The following is a 15,225-nucleotide window of genomic DNA, read 5'->3' on the forward strand; positions in this document are numbered from 1 at the left end:
GGCGGCGGTGGCCGCCGAGGCGCTCGCCGCACTGCGGCCCGCGGCGCCCGGCCGGGCGGCGAAAACGCGCTGACCGCGCTCGCGCGCCTGGTCGGATTGCCTGGCTATCGCGCGATCGGCCGCCGGTTCATCGCCGGAGCCGATATCGATGTCGATGTGACGTGGAACGTGCTGCCGACGGGCCGTATTCGCCCGATTTGACCGACGGCCCGAACCGAAGCATCGGTTCGGGCCGTGGAAGATGGCACGGCGTCAGACCCGCCGCCCCGCGCTTACTGATACGCGCACACCTTGGCCGTGTCGTTCACCCAGCACGCGCCGTCGCGCTTCAGGATGCCGAGATCCGAATGCGCATGGGTCGCGCCCGGTTCCTCGTTCCAATAGCCGTGCGCGCCGTCGTCGTCCATCAGCACATAGGCGAAATACTTGGCCGGATGCTTGCCGCCCGCGCCAATCGAAAACGTGCCGTGCTCCTCGAGCTTGACCTCGCACGGGCCGTCGAGATACGTCTTCTGGTTCACCTGCAGCAGGCAGCGTCCGGTTTTGGCATAGACCGCGGCCGGCGCGGCGGCGACAGCCAAGGCGAGCACAAGCAATGAAACGGTTTTCATATCGTTTTTAATCTCTCAGGTTGAGCGAAGACGAACATATAGCACGATTTCAAGACCGGTCGACAACACGCTTCGCGCGGTTATTCCCATGAATATCCAATGCTAGAATCCGCTCACTTCATTTTCGAACCGGTATGAAACCATGAGCGTATTTCCCGGCTTCGCACACGATATCGCCGATGCGGCGCGCACCACCTATCGCGCGCTGCTGGCGGCGCATCCCGACGAAACGTTTTATACCTTCGCGCTCTATACCGACAGCGGCGCCATGACGGTCGTGTCGTCCGCCAATTCCGAAGAGGGCCTGGAGCGCGCCCGCCAGCAGTTCAATCGCGGCCGGGATCCGCATGCGCCCGCGCCCGCCTGGCTGATCTGGAGCACGGCCGAGTGGGCCTATGAAGCGGCCGAAGCGAGCGCGTTCAATGCGCTGAGCAAGCGGCTGGCCGATACCGTCATCGGCCCTGCCGTGCCCGAAGCCGAATTCGGCGCGTTTTTCCGGGCGCTTCAACTCGACATGATCGAGGCGCTGCGCCTGCTCGATCAGGAAGGCCTGTTCGGCACCGGCGCCGCGCGCGAAAAATTCACGCTGTTCATTTCGATCAGCGACGACGACGGCGCCGATGCATTGGAAAGCGAATCCGCGACAATGCTGAATCCGCCCGCCGTGGCGCAACGCTTTATCGAGCGTTATCGGAAAAGCTGATTCGGTTATAGCGAAAATGGCCGGCCGCGATCGCCGCCGGCCATTTGCGACGCCAGATAACCGGCGCGGTTTATTCGCCCTGCCCGCCGCCCAAGGCCACGCCCGCCAGCAATTCGCTGAATCGCGCCATTTCGGTGTGATCCTTGCCGTGCCCGAGCGTGTTGACGGCCGCGCTCCACAAATCGCGGCACAGCGACGAAAACGGCGCGGCCACCCCGCCCTCGTTCGCCACCGTCAGCGCGATGCCGACATCCTTGGCCAGCAGATCCAGGCCGAAGTTGCTGTTGAACGCGCGCGACAGCACGAACTGCTTGAACTTCTTCTGCGTGCTGTTGTTCATGCCGGTCGATGCATTGAGCACGTCGACCATGGTCTCAGTATCGAGCCCGAACTGCTGGCCGATCAGCAGCGCCTCGACGCCGATCAGGAAGCCGCCGGCCGACACCAGGTTGTTCAGCGCCTTCATGGCCTGCCCCGCGCCGATCCCGCCCACCTCGGTCACGGTCGTGCCCATCCGGCGCAGCAACGGCATCGCGCGCTCGACGTCCTGCTTCGCGCCGCCCGTCATGATCGCCAGCTCGCCGGTGACGGCGCGCGGCACGCCGCCCGACACCGGCGCATCGATCATCGCGTGGCCCGCCTCGGCCAGCTTCGCGGCGAGCGCCTGGGTGACGGCCGGCACGCCGGACGTCATGTCGATCACGAGCGCGCCCGGCGCGAACGTGGCGCACAGCGGCAGCAGCGCGCCCTCGACGTGGCGGCTGGTCGGCAGGATCGTGATGACGGCGTCCGCCCCGCTCACCGTATCGGCCAGCGTGGCGGGCGCGGCGCCGCCCACCTCGGCGGCGAACCGCTCGCCGCGCGCCGGCGCCACGTCGAACACCGCCACCTCGAACCCGCCTTCGACGAGGCGCGCCGCCATCGGCCAGCCCATGTTGCCGATGCCGACGAACGCGACTTTCCGGAAGCCGCCGGAGCCGGCGGCGCTCACTTCAGCGCCCCTTCGGCCACCAGCACTTCGTGCGCCGCCTTGAACGCCTTCAGGCCGTACGGAATGCCCGAATACGCGGTCGCGTGCAGCAGCGCCGCCTTGATCTCCTCGACGCTCACGCCGTTGTTCAGCGCGCCCTTCACATGCAGCTTCAGCTCGTCGGTATGGCCGGCGACGGTCAGGATGCCCATCTGCATCAGGCTGCGCGTCTTGCGGTCGAGCGTCTCGTCGCCCCAGGCCCAGCCCCACGCCCAGGTCGTGGTGGCGCGCTGGAACGCCATCATGAAGTCGTCTGCCTTCTCCATCGAGGCGTCGACATAGGCCGCGCCGAGCACTTCGCGGCGGATCGGCATGCCTTTCTGGAACAGCGCGTCGTCTTCTTTCATGATTCAACTCCTTTGTTGAGAACTATTGATTCAGAGGGGGTGACCGATTCGAGAGACCGGCCGGTCGTTCGCGGGCCGACCAGGGCGACGACGATCGCCACCATGAGCCAGCACGCCGAGATATACGAAAACACGCTCAGATAGCCCGCGCCCACATAGAGCGCGCTGACGATGAACGGGCCGATCACGTTGGTCAGGCGGCCGATGCCGTAGCAAAAGCCGGTGCCGAGCGAACGCAGGCGCGTGGGATACGATTCGGGCGTGTAGATATAGAGCGTGGCGTTCATCAACTGGATCGAGAGCGTGACGATCGCGCCGAAGATCACGATGAACAGCGGCGACGGCGCGAGCCCGTACGCCACCCCGCTCGCGGCGATCACCACGGCGTCCACGGCCACCACCCATTTGCGCTCGAAGCGCTCGACCACCGCCGTGCCGATCCAGGCGCCGATCGGGTTGCAGATCGCGATCAGGCTCGCGTACTCCAGCGAGTGCGCCACGCTGAAGCCGCGCGCCACCAGCAGCGTGGGCACCCACGCCACGAACCCGTAGAAGCCGAGCGTCTGGAACACCCAGATCAGCGTCAGCCCGATCGTCTGCGCCCGATAGCCCGGCGCGAACAGATCGCGCACGGCCACCGGCTCCGCGCGGGCCGTGCCGGTTTCCAGCGGCATCGCGGCGAGCGCCGGGTTCGGATCCCTCACCACCTGGCCGGCCGCGCGTTCCAGCCGATCCACGGCGATCCGCGCTTCCTGCCCGCGGCCTTTCAGCATCAGCCAGCGCGGCGATTCGAGCAGCCGGAACGCGAACGGCAGCACCAGCAAGCCGAGGCTGCCCCACACGAACACCAGCCGCCACGCCCACGGCGCCATCGGCACCACCAGCCGCGCCACCCAGGCCGTCGCCGGAATGCCCATCAGCCCGAGCATGAAGATCGTGCTCATCACCTTGCCGCGCACGCGCGCCGGAAAGAACTCGCTGATATAGACGTTCGCGATCACCGTCATGGCCGACAGGCCGATGCCGGTCAGGAACCGGAAGGTGGCGAGCGAATAGATGTCCCACGACGCGGCGTTCAGCAGCGAGAACACCGTGTACACCAGGATGCTCACGACGAACGCGCGCTTGCGCCCGAGCCGGTCGGCCAGCATCGCCCCGCTCGCGCCGCCGATGAACATGCCGCCGAAACTGACCGACGTGATCAGCGCGACGGCATGCAGCGGAATGTGCCATTGCGCGACGATGGCCGGCGCGGCATAACCGAACGTGTTCAGGTCGGCCAGCTCGAAGAAAAACGCGAACGCCAGCACGCCCATCGCCATCTTGTGAAACCTGGTCAGCGGCAAGGCGTCGAGCCGCGAACTGAGTGTACTCATGGTGTCTCCTCCGATTTCTTGATTGTCTGACAATCCGTCAATCTGTCAGTTCGCGCAGAATGGCACACGGAAGATTGTCCGTCAATCTGTCAAATGCAGGCCGTGTGGTAAATTCGCGCTGTCCCCCACGAGGAAGCGATGACGACGTCTTTGAAAATCACCCCGGTTTCGGTGCGCAAGCAGGTCGAGGACGGCCTGCGGGCCGCGATTGCGGCCGGCAAGTTCATGCCCGGCGACCATCTGCCGGACCGGCTGCTGTGCGAAACCTTCGGAACGAGCCGCAGCGTCGTGCGCGAGGCGATCCGATTGCTGGAGGCGGAGGGGCTGGTGCTGGTCCATCCGAATCGCGGGCCGTTCGTGGCCAGCCTGTCGGTGGAGGAAGCGGCGGATATCTACGAGATCCGGGCCGCGCTGGAAGCGGTGGCCGGGGAAGGGTTCGCGACGCGGGCCGGCAGCGAGGATCGCGCGGAATTGCAGGCGATCTTCGAGGCGCTGCGCGCCGCCGACGCCGATCGCGACGCGCTGCTCGAAATCAAGCGGCGGTTCTACGACGTGCTGACGCGCGGCAGCGGCAACCAGCTCATCAAGGGCATGCTCGACCGCTTGCTGACGCGCAACTCGCAGTTGCGCGCGCTGTCGCTGTCGAGCAGCGGGCGGCTCGCGCAGACGGTGGAGGAAATCGGCCGGGTGATGGCGGCCATCGACCGCCGCGACGGCCCGGCCGCGGCCGCCGCGTGCCGCGCGCATATCGAGGCGGCCGCCGAAGTGGCGTTGCGGATTCTGCGCGAGCGGGCCGCGCAGCAGGCGGAATCGGCTGCCGCGGGTTGAGCCGCGGGTCGGCGGAACGCCCCCGCGCGTTGCGGCACCGCCAAATGAAAACCGCCGGCAATCGAACGACTGCCGGCGGTTCGCTATCGCGCTCGTGCACGCGCCTTACGGGCGCGGCGCACCGCCCGGATTCGACGCATCGCTCAAGCTCATGCCGCGCGTCTCCGGCGCCAGCGCCTGCGCCACGGCCGCGCCGATACCGCAGATCGCGGCCGCGATCAGCATCGTGACGCCCACGCCCGCGCTGCCCACCACCACCGGCAACACGAACGTGCCGGCCGCCGCGCCGATCCGCGACGTCGCCATGCCGAACCCGACGCCGGCCCCGCGCACCTCGGTCGGATAGACCTCGCCCGGATACACGCCCGTCAGCGCGGTCGGAATCGCGTTGAAGAACGAGAACACCACGAAGCAGAGGATCACCACGGCCGGCGACGCGTGCGACCACAGCCCGATGACGACCAGCGCCAGCGTGCAGATCCACATCGGCGGCGCCGACAGCATGCGGCGCCCCGCCCGCTCGATCAGCAGCATCGCGGCCAGCGAGCCGGCCACCACCACGCCATTGATCAGCAACGCGCCGGCCAGGCCGTTCTTCACGCCAAGCCCCTGCAACACCGACGGCGCGAACGTGCCGATCGCGAAATACGGCGTGACGTTGGTGATCCAGAACACGCAGATGAAAATCGTCGTCTTCAGATACTTCGGCGAAAACAGCGCCGAGAAACCGTTGGCCGGCGCATGGGCCTTCATGCCGATCTCGCGGTGCAGTTCGCGCACGTCGTGATCGTGCATGTGATCGTTCGCGATCCTCATCGCTTCGTCCGTGCGCCCCTTGCTGATCAGCCAGCGCGGCGATTCGGGCGAACCCAGACGCAGGACGAACACCGCGAGCGAGGGAATCGTGCTGAGCCCGAGAATCACGCGCCAGTCGGTATCGAAGGACGCCACCAGCACGTAGCCGAGCGAAAACGACACGAGGTAGCCGACGTACCACGCCACCTCCTGGAACGCGAGCAGCTTGCCGCGCAGCCGCGCCGGCGAGAACTCCGCCAGCAGCGGCCAGCCGATCGAGTAATCCGCGCCGATCGCAAGGCCCATGAACAGCCGCACCGCGAACACGTGCCAGGCATCCCGAAGGAAGAACTGCAGGAACGAGCCGAGCAGGAAGATGCCGAGCGTGACGATGAACATCGGCTTGCGGCCCAGCTTGTCGGCCAGATAGCCGCCGATCGGCGAGCCGATGAAGATGCCGATCAGCGTCGACGCGCCGATCAGCCCCTGCCACGTCAGCGACAGATCCAGGCTGCGCGTGATCGCCGGCATCACGATCCCCATGCCACCCAGGATGAAGCCGTCGATGAACATGCCGCCGGCAATCAGGCAGGTGAGCCGGGCGATGAACTTCCTCTGCTTCTCGGACATCGATCGCGGGGATGTCGTCTCGATCGGTAACGCACGTGCGGAAAACTTTGAAGCCATGAACTCTCCTTGTTTCAACAGGCTCGAACGCCGCGAGGCCGGCACTCAGGGCGCAGCCAGCGCGCCCGCGAGCCGGTGCAGGCTGACCACGCCCACCGGCCGGTCGCCCGAACCGAGCACGGTCAGCTCGCCATGCGGATCGCGCGACGCCACGCGAATCGCGTCCTCCACCGTCGTGCCGGCGGGGATCGTCGCGGCGCCGTTCGCGGCGCCGCCGCGCCACGGCTCCATCACGGCATCGACTTCGATCACGCGGCCGCGATTCACCTGCTTGACGAAGTTGGCCACGTATTCGTCGGCCGGGCGCAGCACGATGTCCTGCCGCGTGCCCTGCTGGATGATGTTGCCGTCGCGCAGGATCGCGATCTGGTCGCCGAGCCGCAGCGCCTCGTCGAGATCGTGCGTGATGAACACGATCGTCTTGCGGATTTCCTTCTGCAGATCGAGCAGCACGGTTTGCATGTCCATGCGGATCAGCGGGTCGAGCGCCGAATAGGCCTCGTCCATCAGCAGCACCGGCGCATCGTTGGACAGCGCGCGCGCCAGCCCGACGCGCTGCTGCATGCCGCCCGACAACTGGTTCGGATAGCGCGATTCGAAGCCCTTCAGGCCCACGCGCTCGATCCAGCGCATCGCCACCTCGACGCATCGGCGGCGATCGACGCGCTGAATCTCGAGCCCGTACAGCACGTTGTCGAGCACGTTGCGGTGCGGCAGCAGCGCGAACTTCTGAAACACCATCGCCGTTTTCAGACGCCGGAACTCGCGCAGCGCCACGGCCTTCATCTTCATGACGTCGACGCCTTCCACCAGCACCTGGCCGGCCGACGGATCGATCAGCCGGTTGATGTGGCGGATCAGCGTGGATTTGCCGGAGCCGGACAAGCCCATGATCACCTGGATCGAGCCGGCCGGCATCGTCAGGTTGATGTCGCGAAGGCCGAGCACGAGGCCGTGACGCTGCAACAGCTCCGCCTTGGTCAGGCCGTTCTGCACGGCGTCGAGATGCGAACGATCGAACGCGCCGAAAATCTTGTACAGATTGCGGATCTCGATGCCGCCTGCTTGCGGATCAGCCATGAACCACCTCCTGATGCTTCTGGAGCCGCTTGCCATAGGCCTGGCTGACTCGATCGAAGATGATCGCGATCCCGACGATCGCGAAACCGTTGAAAATGCCGAGCGTGAAGTACTGGTTCGCGATCGCCTTCAGCACCGGCTGCCCCAGCCCCTGCACGCCGATCATCGAGGCGATCACCACCATCGCCAGTGCCATCATGATGGTCTGGTTCACGCCGGCCATGATGGTGGGCAGCGCGAGCGGAATCTGCACCTTCACGAGCCGCTGCCACGGCGACGAGCCGAACGCGTCGGATGCTTCCAGCACGTCGCGATCGACGAGCCGGATGCCGTGATCGGTCAGGCGGATCATCGGCGGAATCGCATAGATCACCACCGCGATCAGGCCCGGCACGCGGCCGATGCCGAGCAGCATCACGACCGGAATCAGATAGACGAAGCTCGGCATGGTCTGCATCACGTCGAGCACCGGATTCACCGTCCTGCGCACCCAGTTCGAATGCGCCATCACGATGCCGATCGGCATGCCGATCACGATCGACAGCACCGTCGACACGAAGATCATCGACACGGTGCGCATCGTGTCCTCCCACATGTCGAGATAGCCGATCAGCAACAGCACCGCGAGACACGACGCAACCACCTTGAGGCTGCGGCTCGCGCCCCACGCCACCGCCAGGATGACGACGAGGATGATCGGCCAGGGGGTATGCGTCATGAAGCGCTCGCACATCATCAGGCAGCGCTGCACCGGCTCGATCGCGTTGTCGATCGAATCGCCGTAGGCCCGCGTGAATGCGCGGAATCCTTCGTCGATCGTGCGCTTCAGAACCAGCAGCGCATCGTCGTTCATGTGGGGAAATCGATTGATCCAATCCATTTTTCTGCTCCCGCGCCCGATTCCGATAGAGTGGAATCGCCCGCGCCATGCGGACTGCGCAATTGGTTCTCAACGGGCGCCGACGCGGCGCCGCCTTGCACGACTACTCCTTGCCGGCACGCCACTCCTTGTAGGCGAGGTTGGCCTTGGCCCCGATCGTCAGGAACGGTTGCGGCGGCAACGGCTTCGGCTCGGCGAAACGGCGGAAGATCGACACCAGCTCGGTGTCGATGCCGAGCGCGACGTCGGCCGCCGCGATGCCCGATGCCGTCGCCTTGGTTGCGCCCACGCCGTTGCAGGCGCAGGCCGAGAACAACCCGCTGTCGATTTCGCCGAACGCCGGCACGCCGTTCCAGGTCAGCGCCATGCCGCCGCCCCAGCGATATTCCATGCGCAGATCCTTCAACATCGGGAAGCGGTCGGCGAATTTCACGTCGTGCTTGCGCCCGGCCCGGGCGACGTCGCCCTCGCCGATCTTCAGCCGCGGGTTGTACGTATAGCGCGAGCGGATCAGCACGCGGTCGCCCCGCTCGCCGGCCACGCGGCGCACCGTCGTGCCCATCGGGAACGCGGGCGTCGCCGCCCAGCTGCGCTCGCCGCCCAGGCGCGCCGGATCGAACGCCTCGGTCATCGACGCGTAGGTGTACACGTGCATCAGTTCGCCCTTGAACAGGCCGAAGCTCTGCGCGTGGCCGTTGGCGGCCAGGATCACCTTGGCGGCCGACACGCTGCCCTTCGGCGTCCTGACTTGCCAGGCGCCGCCCCGCTTCGCGAGCGACACCGCCGGCGTGTTCTCGTAGAGGCGCGCGGCGCGCTGCAACGAGGCCGCCAGCGTGCGGATATACGCCACCGGCTGAATGATCGCGGTGCCGGGCATGAAGATCGACGAGGTGAATGCGCGGGTTCCCGTCAATCTTTCGGTTTCCTTATCATTCAGGAGCCGATAAGGCTCGCCGAGCGCATCGAGCTGCTTCGCATACGACACGATGTGCCCATCGCCCTGCTCGCTCATCGCGACGTTGTATTTGCCGCACGGATCGAACACGTCGCGGCCGCAGCCGTTTTCCTCGGCCACGGCGCGCACCAGCGCGATCGCCGTGCGGTTCAACGCGATCTGGCGCAGCGTGCCGCTTGCGTCGCCGCCCGCGTAATCGTCGGACGACACCTCGTGCGGCAGATCGATGACGAAGCCGGAATTGCGCCCGGTGGGCCCGAGCCCCACTTCCGACGCTTCCAGCACCACCACCTGCAACGCCGGATCGTGGGCGAGCAGCGTGCGCGCCGCCGACAGCCCCGCGAAGCCGGCGCCGATCACCACGACGTCGGCGACGACATCGCGATCGAGCGGCGCGTTCGGCTTGCGGCCGGGCAGCATCGCAACCCATGCCGACGCCTGCGTGTACTCGGGAAACTTGCGTGCAACGTACATGCTGTTGATCCCTGTCGGTTACGCGGCGTTGGACTCGAGCGCGACCAGGTCGCCCAGCGCGGCGCGCAGCGCGTCGAGCTTGTGCGGCGCGAGCCGAGCGAGCGGGCGGCGCGGCGCACCCGCGCCGTAGCCGGTCAGTTCGGCCGCGGCATAGACGGACTGCACGTAATCGCCTTCCCAGATCAGCGACATCGCCGGCGCCAGCGCGCGCCAGATTTCGCGGACCGTGTCCCACTTCTGCTGCTTGGCCGCGGCGACCAGCGCCACGCACGTCTTCGGCGCGAAGTTCGCACCGCCCCAGATCAAGCCGCTCGCGCCCGCGAACAGCGCATACGGCACCAGCGGATCGGCGCCGTTCATCACCGCGAGGCCGGTGCGCGCGAGGCTGGCCTGACGGGCCAGGTCGCCGCTGCTGTCCTTGACGGCGACGAACTGCTCGATGTCGCAGAGGCGGCGCAGCAGGTCGGGCGTGATCTCGACGCCGACGGCCTGCGGCACGTTGTAGCCGATGATCGGCAGGCCGGCCTCGGCCACCGAGGCGTAGAAGTTGACAATGCCCTCGTCATCGGTCGGGCCTTCGAAGAACGGCGGCAGCACCATGATGCCGTCGGCGCCGGCTTCCGCCGCGTGACGCGCACGCGACACGACGTCGTCGACGAGCAGCGCCGAGGCCTGCACGATGATCTTCGCGCGGCCCTTGATGATGCGCGCGCCGCGCGTCACCAGCTCGGCCGACTCCGCCTGCGACAGGTACACGTGCATGCCCGTACCCGAGCTCAGCACGAAGCCGTCCACGCCGGTCGCGAGATAGCGCTCCACGAGCGTTTCGAAGCGGTCGAAATCGATGCGGCCCTGTGCATCGAACGGCGTGCTGATCGCGAGATTCAGCCCGGAAAATGCGAATGCGCTCATGGTTCAGTCCTCTTGATTGTTGTCGGTCAGATTCAGCCAGATGGTTTTCAGCTGGGTGTATTGGTCGTGGGCGTGAATCGAGTTGTCCCGGCCGCCGAACCCGGATTGCTTGTAGCCGCCGAACGGCGTCGTGATGTCGCCTTCGCCGAACGCATTCACCGTGACGGTGCCCGCGCGCAGCTCGCGCGCGGCACGCAACGCCCGCACGCCGTTCGCCGTGAAGATCGATGCGGCCAGGCCGTATTCGGTGTCGTTCGCCACCGTGATCGCCTCGCGCAGGCTCGACACGGTGATCACGGCGAGCACCGGCCCGAAGATCTCCTCGCGAGCGAGGCGGTCCTGGTTGTTCGCGACTTCGACGATGGTCGGTTCGACATAGCGGCCGTCGATCGCCTTGCCGCCGAACACCAGCTTCGCCCCGGCCGACAGATACGCGCTGACCTTGTCGAAGTGATCGCCCGACACGAGCGGGCCGATGCGGTTCGACGGATCGAGCGGATCGCCGACATGCCAACCCTTCGCCAGTTCGACGATGCGGTCCAGCAGCGCCGGCTTGATGGCCTCGTGCACGATCAGCCGGGAAATCGCCGAGCAGTTCTCGCCCATGTTCCAGAACGCGCCGTTCACCACGTGGGCGGCCACCGCGTCGAGGTGCTCCGCGTCGTCCATGACGATGCTCGGGTTCTTGCCGCCCATTTCGAGCACGACTTCCTTCAGGTTGCTTTCCGAGGCGTACTTGAGGAAGCGGCGGCCGGTTTCCGTCGAGCCGGTGAACGACACGACGTCCACGTCGGGATGACGGCCCAGCGGTTCGCCGACAGCCGGGCCGGTGCCGGTCACCACGTTGAAGATGCCGGCCGGAATGCCCGCTTCCAGCGCGAGTTCCGCGACGCGCACGGCCGTCAGCGAGGTTTCCTCGGCCGGCTTCACGACGATCGCGCAGCCGGATGCCAGCGCCGGGCCGATCTTCCACGCGAGCATCAGCAGCGGGAAATTCCACGGCAGCACGAGCCCCACCACGCCCACCGGCTCGCGCACGATCAATGCGAGGTGATCGGCGGAGGCCGGCGACACCTGGTCGTAGATCTTGTCGATCAGCTCGGCGTGCCAGCGCAGCGTGTTGACGGTTTCGGGCACGTCCACCGTTTCGCAATCGAGGATCGTCTTGCCGCTGTCGAGGCTTTCCATGACGGCCAGCTCGCGGGCATTCGCTTCGATCAGCGCGGCCAGGCGCAGCAGCGCGCCCTTGCGCTCGGCCGGATGCAACTTCGACCACACGCCGGCATGCCATGCGGCACGCGCGCTGGCGACGGCCGCATCGACGTCTTCCGCCTGGCAGGCCGGCAGCGCGGCGAGACGCTCGCCGTTGGCCGGATTGCGGGTGTCGAACGTCGCGCCCGACAGCGCCGCGTACGGCTTGCCGTCGACGATCGAATGCGCAGGAAGCCGAAGCGATTGCGCGATGTCCTGATACGCCTGACGGGACAACAGTTCTGCCATGATTTTTCTCGCCTGGGTTAGCGGCCCGCCGTGCGCGGGCGCATTGCACGATGTCCTGCAACGGTTCCCCGGCGGCGGTGGCGCCCTCGCGCCATGCCGCCGGGGATTCATTTGGATTCCTGAGCGAATTCGTCTCGATGCCGAGCCGGCCCGGTCAACGCCACTCGCTCACGACGCCTTCCGATTCGAGGCCATCTTCAGTATACAAATTGTAGAAGTCAATAATTCATATTGCCGACTTGGGGAAAACCATCAGTCCGACGCGGCGCGTCCGCTCGGGCCGCGCGCGTCCGAAAGGCAGGCGCGGCAAGGCCCGGCACGCCGCGTCGGCGGTGTGCCGGATGGATGGAGAAATGGGGAAATGCGCCCGGCCGGCGAGCGCCGGCGGGCGAGAGGACGTTCAGCGGCAAGAACCCGCTGGTGCGCGAGCGGCAGCCGTCAGGATGCCGTCGCGCACCCGATGCGGTTCAGAGCCAATCGGTTTCGAAGCTGCAGTTCGTCAACGGCACGCAGCCGGTTTCGGTCAGCACGACCTGCTGTTCGAGCTTGACGCCCTCGGCGCCGCCGTCCGCGCCGATGTAGCTTTCGACGCACACCGTCATGCCGGCCTCGAACCGTCCGTCATAACCGGCGGCGTCCCAATCCACGCGGTGCGCGATCGACGGATACTCGTCGACCATGCCGATGCCGTGCGCGAGACAGCAATACCGATTCTTCACGTACTGATCCGGGATGTCCCAGGCCTTCTCGGAGAACTCGCGGAACGTCATGCCGGGGCGCAGGATCTCCATGTTGCGATGGACTTGCGCATAGGCGAGCGCGTAGAGCTTGCGCTGCGCGTCGGACGGACGCGAATCGCCGACGCGCCAGGTGCGCGAGATATCGGAGCAATAGCCGTTCGGCCCGACCATGTCCGTATCGAACGCGAGCAGGTCGCCTTCGTTCAGCACTCTCGACGAACATTCGTGCATCCACGGATTGGTGCGTTCGCCCGAGGCGAGCAGCCGGGTTTCGATCCACTCGCCGCCGTGGCGAATGTTCTCGAAATGCAGGTGCGCCCAGATTTCGTTCTCGGTCACGCCGGGCCGCAGCGCCTCGAGCATGCGGTCGATGCCGATCTCGGCGGTGCGGATGGATTCGCCCATCAGTTGCAGCTCGCCCGGCGACTTGATCAGCCGCGCCGTTTCCATCAGCGCCTGGCCGTCGAGCAGCGCGAGCCCGTGCCGCTCCAGGCAGGCGGTGCCGAACGGATCGAGCCGATCCACGGCGAGCACGCGATCGTCGGGGGCATGCCGCCGGAACACGTCGAGCACCTCGGCGCCCCACTCGGCCGCCCGGCGCTCCGCCTCGTGCCCCGCGTTGAAGAACGTCCAGCTCTTCGCGCCGCGCAACTCGAGGTTCAGGTCGAGGCCGTCCCACACATGCTCGCTGCTGTGAAACTCCCAGGCGACGATGCGGCCGTCCGCGAACACCATCACGTACCGCGCCGGATTGCGGCCGGCCCAGACCTGCATGTTCGAGGTGTCGGTCGCGTAGCGGATGTTGACCGGGTCGTACAGCAGGATGGCCGGCACCTTGTGCCGCTGCAGTTGCTCGCGCACGCGGGCAAGCCGGTAGGCGCGGACATCGCGCATCAGCCTGTCGCGCGGCACGCCGTGCATCGCCTCGCCTTTGGCATCCTGAATGGTCTCCATCTTCTCTCCCGATGTCGTATTGAACTCAGAGTTCGAGCACGAGATCCGAGGCCGGCCGGCTGCAGCACAGCAGCCGGAAACCTTTTTGCACCTCCCGGTCGCGAATCCCGCCGTTGTGCTTCATCTCCACCTCGCCTTCGATCAGCCGGGTCTTGCAGGTGCCGCAGATGCCCTGGCTGCACGACGACGGCACGGCCACGCCGGCTTTCCGGGCGGCGGCCAGCACCGTGTCCGACGCGCTCATCGTGAAGCTTCGCGACGAACGCGCGAGCGTGACCGTGAAGGTGTCCTGCGCGGCGGCCGCCGGCGCCGCGATGTCGGGCACCGGTTCCGGCGCCACGCCGGCCGAGATGTCGAAGCTTTCCTGGTGGTAGCGCGCCGGATCGTGGCCGCCGTCGCGCAGCAGATCGCGCGCGGCGTTCATGTAGCCGGCCGGCCCGCAGGTAAACACTTCGCGGTCGGCGAAATCGGGCACGTGCTCGTTCAGCAGTTGCAGGCTCAGCCGCCCGATCGGCCCAGCCCATTCAGGCTCGTCGCCCACGCCTTCGCAGACGAACACGGTCCGCAGCCGCGGCGACAGTTCGGCCAGGCGCGCCAGCTCGCGCCGGAACACGATGTCGTTCGGCGTGCGGGCGCTGTGCACGAACACCACGTCGCGATCGAGGCCGAGATCGATGCCGGCGCGCAGCATCGACATCAGCGGCGTCACGCCCGAGCCGGCCGAGAGATACAGCGATTTCCGCGTATCGGCCGCCGTCGACGTGAACGACCCCGACGGGCCGTAGGCGCGCAGCAGGCTGCCCGGCGTCAGGGTGTCGTGGAGCCAGTTCGACATCGTGCCGCCCGGCACGCGCTTGACCGTGATCGACAGCAGGTGCGGGCGCGTCGGCGCCGACGAGATCGTGTAGCAGCGCTCCACCGATTGCCCCTGCACCGTCGCCGACACCGTCATGAACTGGCCCGGCTCGAAGCGAACCGGCGCGCCGTCGCCCACGCGGAATTCGAACGTCTTCACGTCGCGGGTTTCGTCGATCGCGCGGCAGCAGGTCAGCACGCGCTGCTCGCCGCTGCCCCATTCGGCCGCGGCGGCTTCCCAGGTGGCGGGATCGGAATACCGGCGCTCCGCGTCCGTGGCCGGGTCGAATGTCTTGTCTACCGAATTCATCGCATCGCGTCTCTTGAAACAGGTTCTTGTCGGTGCGGCGAGTATTGAATTCGCGAAAAACGTCGTCAATCGCATTATTTTCGCGATCCCATTACTTCAGGTAATGTGCCGGATTCCGCGCGCGGCCTAGGACGTACCCTAGTTCGCGACCCAGACGGCTTGACTTATACAAATTGAATACACAAGAT

Annotated in this window: 15 protein-coding genes; 3 read left to right on the forward strand and 12 right to left on the reverse strand. The window is 66.6% G+C overall.

The annotated features are described in order from the left end of the window. The coding region (locus G3N92_RS11415) for a hypothetical protein (protein WP_206127578.1) at positions 1-201 on the forward strand (201 nt) is incomplete at its 5' end. Positions 202-272: 71 nt separating this feature from the next. Here the strand turns inward: G3N92_RS11415 and G3N92_RS11420 are convergent. Continuing rightward, positions 273-611: a hypothetical protein gene (locus G3N92_RS11420; RefSeq protein ID WP_206127579.1), complete on the reverse strand. Its 339-nt coding sequence runs from the start codon at positions 609-611 to the stop codon at positions 273-275. Positions 612-753: 142 nt separating this feature from the next. On the opposite strand from G3N92_RS11420, the gene G3N92_RS11425 reads away from it, so the two are divergent. Next, a complete protein-coding gene (locus tag G3N92_RS11425; protein ID WP_206127580.1) occupies positions 754-1,314 on the forward strand; it encodes a DUF4303 domain-containing protein in 561 nt (186 codons plus the stop codon). Between the two features lie 70 nt (positions 1,315-1,384). Here the strand turns inward: G3N92_RS11425 and G3N92_RS35485 are convergent, their stop codons facing one another. From G3N92_RS35485 to G3N92_RS11440, 3 genes are read right to left on the reverse strand one after another with little or no spacing between them, the layout of a single operon-like run. Next, positions 1,385-2,305, reverse strand: coding sequence for an NAD(P)-dependent oxidoreductase (locus G3N92_RS35485; RefSeq protein WP_339385894.1), 921 nt, complete (start codon positions 2,303-2,305; stop codon positions 1,385-1,387). Continuing rightward, complete coding sequence (locus G3N92_RS11435; protein ID WP_206127581.1) at positions 2,302-2,691, reverse strand: carboxymuconolactone decarboxylase family protein; 390 nt, start codon at positions 2,689-2,691, stop codon at positions 2,302-2,304. The genes G3N92_RS35485 and G3N92_RS11435 overlap by 4 nt, the downstream gene beginning before the upstream one ends. Further along, positions 2,688-4,067: an MFS transporter gene (locus G3N92_RS11440; RefSeq protein WP_206127582.1), complete on the reverse strand. Its 1,380-nt coding sequence runs from the start codon at positions 4,065-4,067 to the stop codon at positions 2,688-2,690. Before G3N92_RS11440 ends, G3N92_RS11435 begins: the two co-directional genes overlap by 4 nt. Before the next feature lie 138 nt (positions 4,068-4,205). Between G3N92_RS11440 and G3N92_RS11445 the strand changes: the two genes are divergently transcribed. Then, complete coding sequence (locus G3N92_RS11445) at positions 4,206-4,895, forward strand: GntR family transcriptional regulator (protein ID WP_206127583.1); 690 nt, start codon at positions 4,206-4,208, stop codon at positions 4,893-4,895. A gap of 105 nt (positions 4,896-5,000) precedes the next feature. Here the strand turns inward: G3N92_RS11445 and G3N92_RS11450 are convergent, their stop codons facing one another. The 8 genes from G3N92_RS11450 to G3N92_RS11485 all read right to left on the reverse strand — a co-directional run bounded on the left by G3N92_RS11450 (position 5,001) and on the right by G3N92_RS11485 (position 15,037). After that, entirely contained in the window at positions 5,001-6,320 is a 1,320-nt protein-coding gene (locus tag G3N92_RS11450; protein WP_206127584.1) for an MFS transporter, read from the reverse strand. 102 nt (positions 6,321-6,422) lie between these two features. Further along, a complete protein-coding gene (locus G3N92_RS11455) occupies positions 6,423-7,457 on the reverse strand; it encodes a betaine/proline/choline family ABC transporter ATP-binding protein (protein ID WP_206127585.1) in 1,035 nt (344 codons plus the stop codon). Beyond that, complete coding sequence (locus G3N92_RS11460; protein WP_206127586.1) at positions 7,450-8,310, reverse strand: proline/glycine betaine ABC transporter permease; 861 nt, start codon at positions 8,308-8,310, stop codon at positions 7,450-7,452. The genes G3N92_RS11455 and G3N92_RS11460 overlap by 8 nt, the downstream gene beginning before the upstream one ends. Before the next feature lie 130 nt (positions 8,311-8,440). Beyond that, positions 8,441-9,766 carry an FAD-binding oxidoreductase gene (locus G3N92_RS11465; protein WP_206127587.1) on the reverse strand — a complete coding sequence of 442 codons (1,326 nt, stop codon included), beginning with the start codon at positions 9,764-9,766 and terminating at the stop codon, positions 8,441-8,443. Between the two features lie 18 nt (positions 9,767-9,784). Beyond that, positions 9,785-10,678: a dihydrodipicolinate synthase family protein gene (locus tag G3N92_RS11470; protein ID WP_206127588.1), complete on the reverse strand. Its 894-nt coding sequence runs from the start codon at positions 10,676-10,678 to the stop codon at positions 9,785-9,787. Positions 10,679-10,681: 3 nt separating this feature from the next. Further along, positions 10,682-12,178 carry an aldehyde dehydrogenase gene (locus G3N92_RS11475; RefSeq protein ID WP_206127589.1) on the reverse strand — a complete coding sequence of 499 codons (1,497 nt, stop codon included), beginning with the start codon at positions 12,176-12,178 and terminating at the stop codon, positions 10,682-10,684. A 467-nt stretch (positions 12,179-12,645) separates the two neighbouring features. Continuing rightward, positions 12,646-13,872, reverse strand: a complete 1,227-nt coding sequence (locus G3N92_RS11480) for a Xaa-Pro peptidase family protein (RefSeq protein ID WP_206127590.1) — start codon at positions 13,870-13,872, stop codon at positions 12,646-12,648. A gap of 25 nt (positions 13,873-13,897) precedes the next feature. Beyond that, on the reverse strand, positions 13,898-15,037 hold the full coding sequence (locus G3N92_RS11485) for a hybrid-cluster NAD(P)-dependent oxidoreductase (RefSeq protein WP_206127591.1): 1,140 nt from the start codon (positions 15,035-15,037) through the stop codon (positions 13,898-13,900). Positions 15,038-15,225 lie beyond the last annotated feature (188 nt).

Source organism: Burkholderia sp. Ac-20379 (assembly GCF_017104645.1).
GTDB lineage: Bacteria > Pseudomonadota > Gammaproteobacteria > Burkholderiales > Burkholderiaceae > Burkholderia.

Excerpts from the sequence above, each read along its gene's own strand:
- G3N92_RS11420 (WP_206127579.1), bottom strand. The coding sequence starts at position 611 with ATGAAAACCGTTTCATTGCTTGTGCTCGCCTTGGCTGTCGCCGCCGCG.
- G3N92_RS11425 (WP_206127580.1), top strand. The coding sequence starts at position 754 with ATGAGCGTATTTCCCGGCTTCGCACACGATATCGCCGATGCGGCGCGC.
- G3N92_RS11435 (WP_206127581.1), bottom strand. The coding sequence starts at position 2,691 with ATGAAAGAAGACGACGCGCTGTTCCAGAAAGGCATGCCGATCCGCCGC.
- G3N92_RS11440 (WP_206127582.1), bottom strand. The coding sequence starts at position 4,067 with ATGAGTACACTCAGTTCGCGGCTCGACGCCTTGCCGCTGACCAGGTTT.
- G3N92_RS11445 (WP_206127583.1), top strand. The coding sequence starts at position 4,206 with ATGACGACGTCTTTGAAAATCACCCCGGTTTCGGTGCGCAAGCAGGTC.
- G3N92_RS11450 (WP_206127584.1), bottom strand. The coding sequence starts at position 6,320 with ATGTCCGAGAAGCAGAGGAAGTTCATCGCCCGGCTCACCTGCCTGATT.
- G3N92_RS11455 (WP_206127585.1), bottom strand. The coding sequence starts at position 7,457 with ATGGCTGATCCGCAAGCAGGCGGCATCGAGATCCGCAATCTGTACAAG.
- G3N92_RS11460 (WP_206127586.1), bottom strand. The coding sequence starts at position 8,310 with ATGAACGACGATGCGCTGCTGGTTCTGAAGCGCACGATCGACGAAGGA.
- G3N92_RS11465 (WP_206127587.1), bottom strand. The coding sequence starts at position 9,766 with ATGTACGTTGCACGCAAGTTTCCCGAGTACACGCAGGCGTCGGCATGG.
- G3N92_RS11470 (WP_206127588.1), bottom strand. The coding sequence starts at position 10,678 with ATGAGCGCATTCGCATTTTCCGGGCTGAATCTCGCGATCAGCACGCCG.
- G3N92_RS11475 (WP_206127589.1), bottom strand. The coding sequence starts at position 12,178 with ATGGCAGAACTGTTGTCCCGTCAGGCGTATCAGGACATCGCGCAATCG.
- G3N92_RS11480 (WP_206127590.1), bottom strand. The coding sequence starts at position 13,872 with ATGGAGACCATTCAGGATGCCAAAGGCGAGGCGATGCACGGCGTGCCG.
- G3N92_RS11485 (WP_206127591.1), bottom strand. The coding sequence starts at position 15,037 with ATGAATTCGGTAGACAAGACATTCGACCCGGCCACGGACGCGGAGCGC.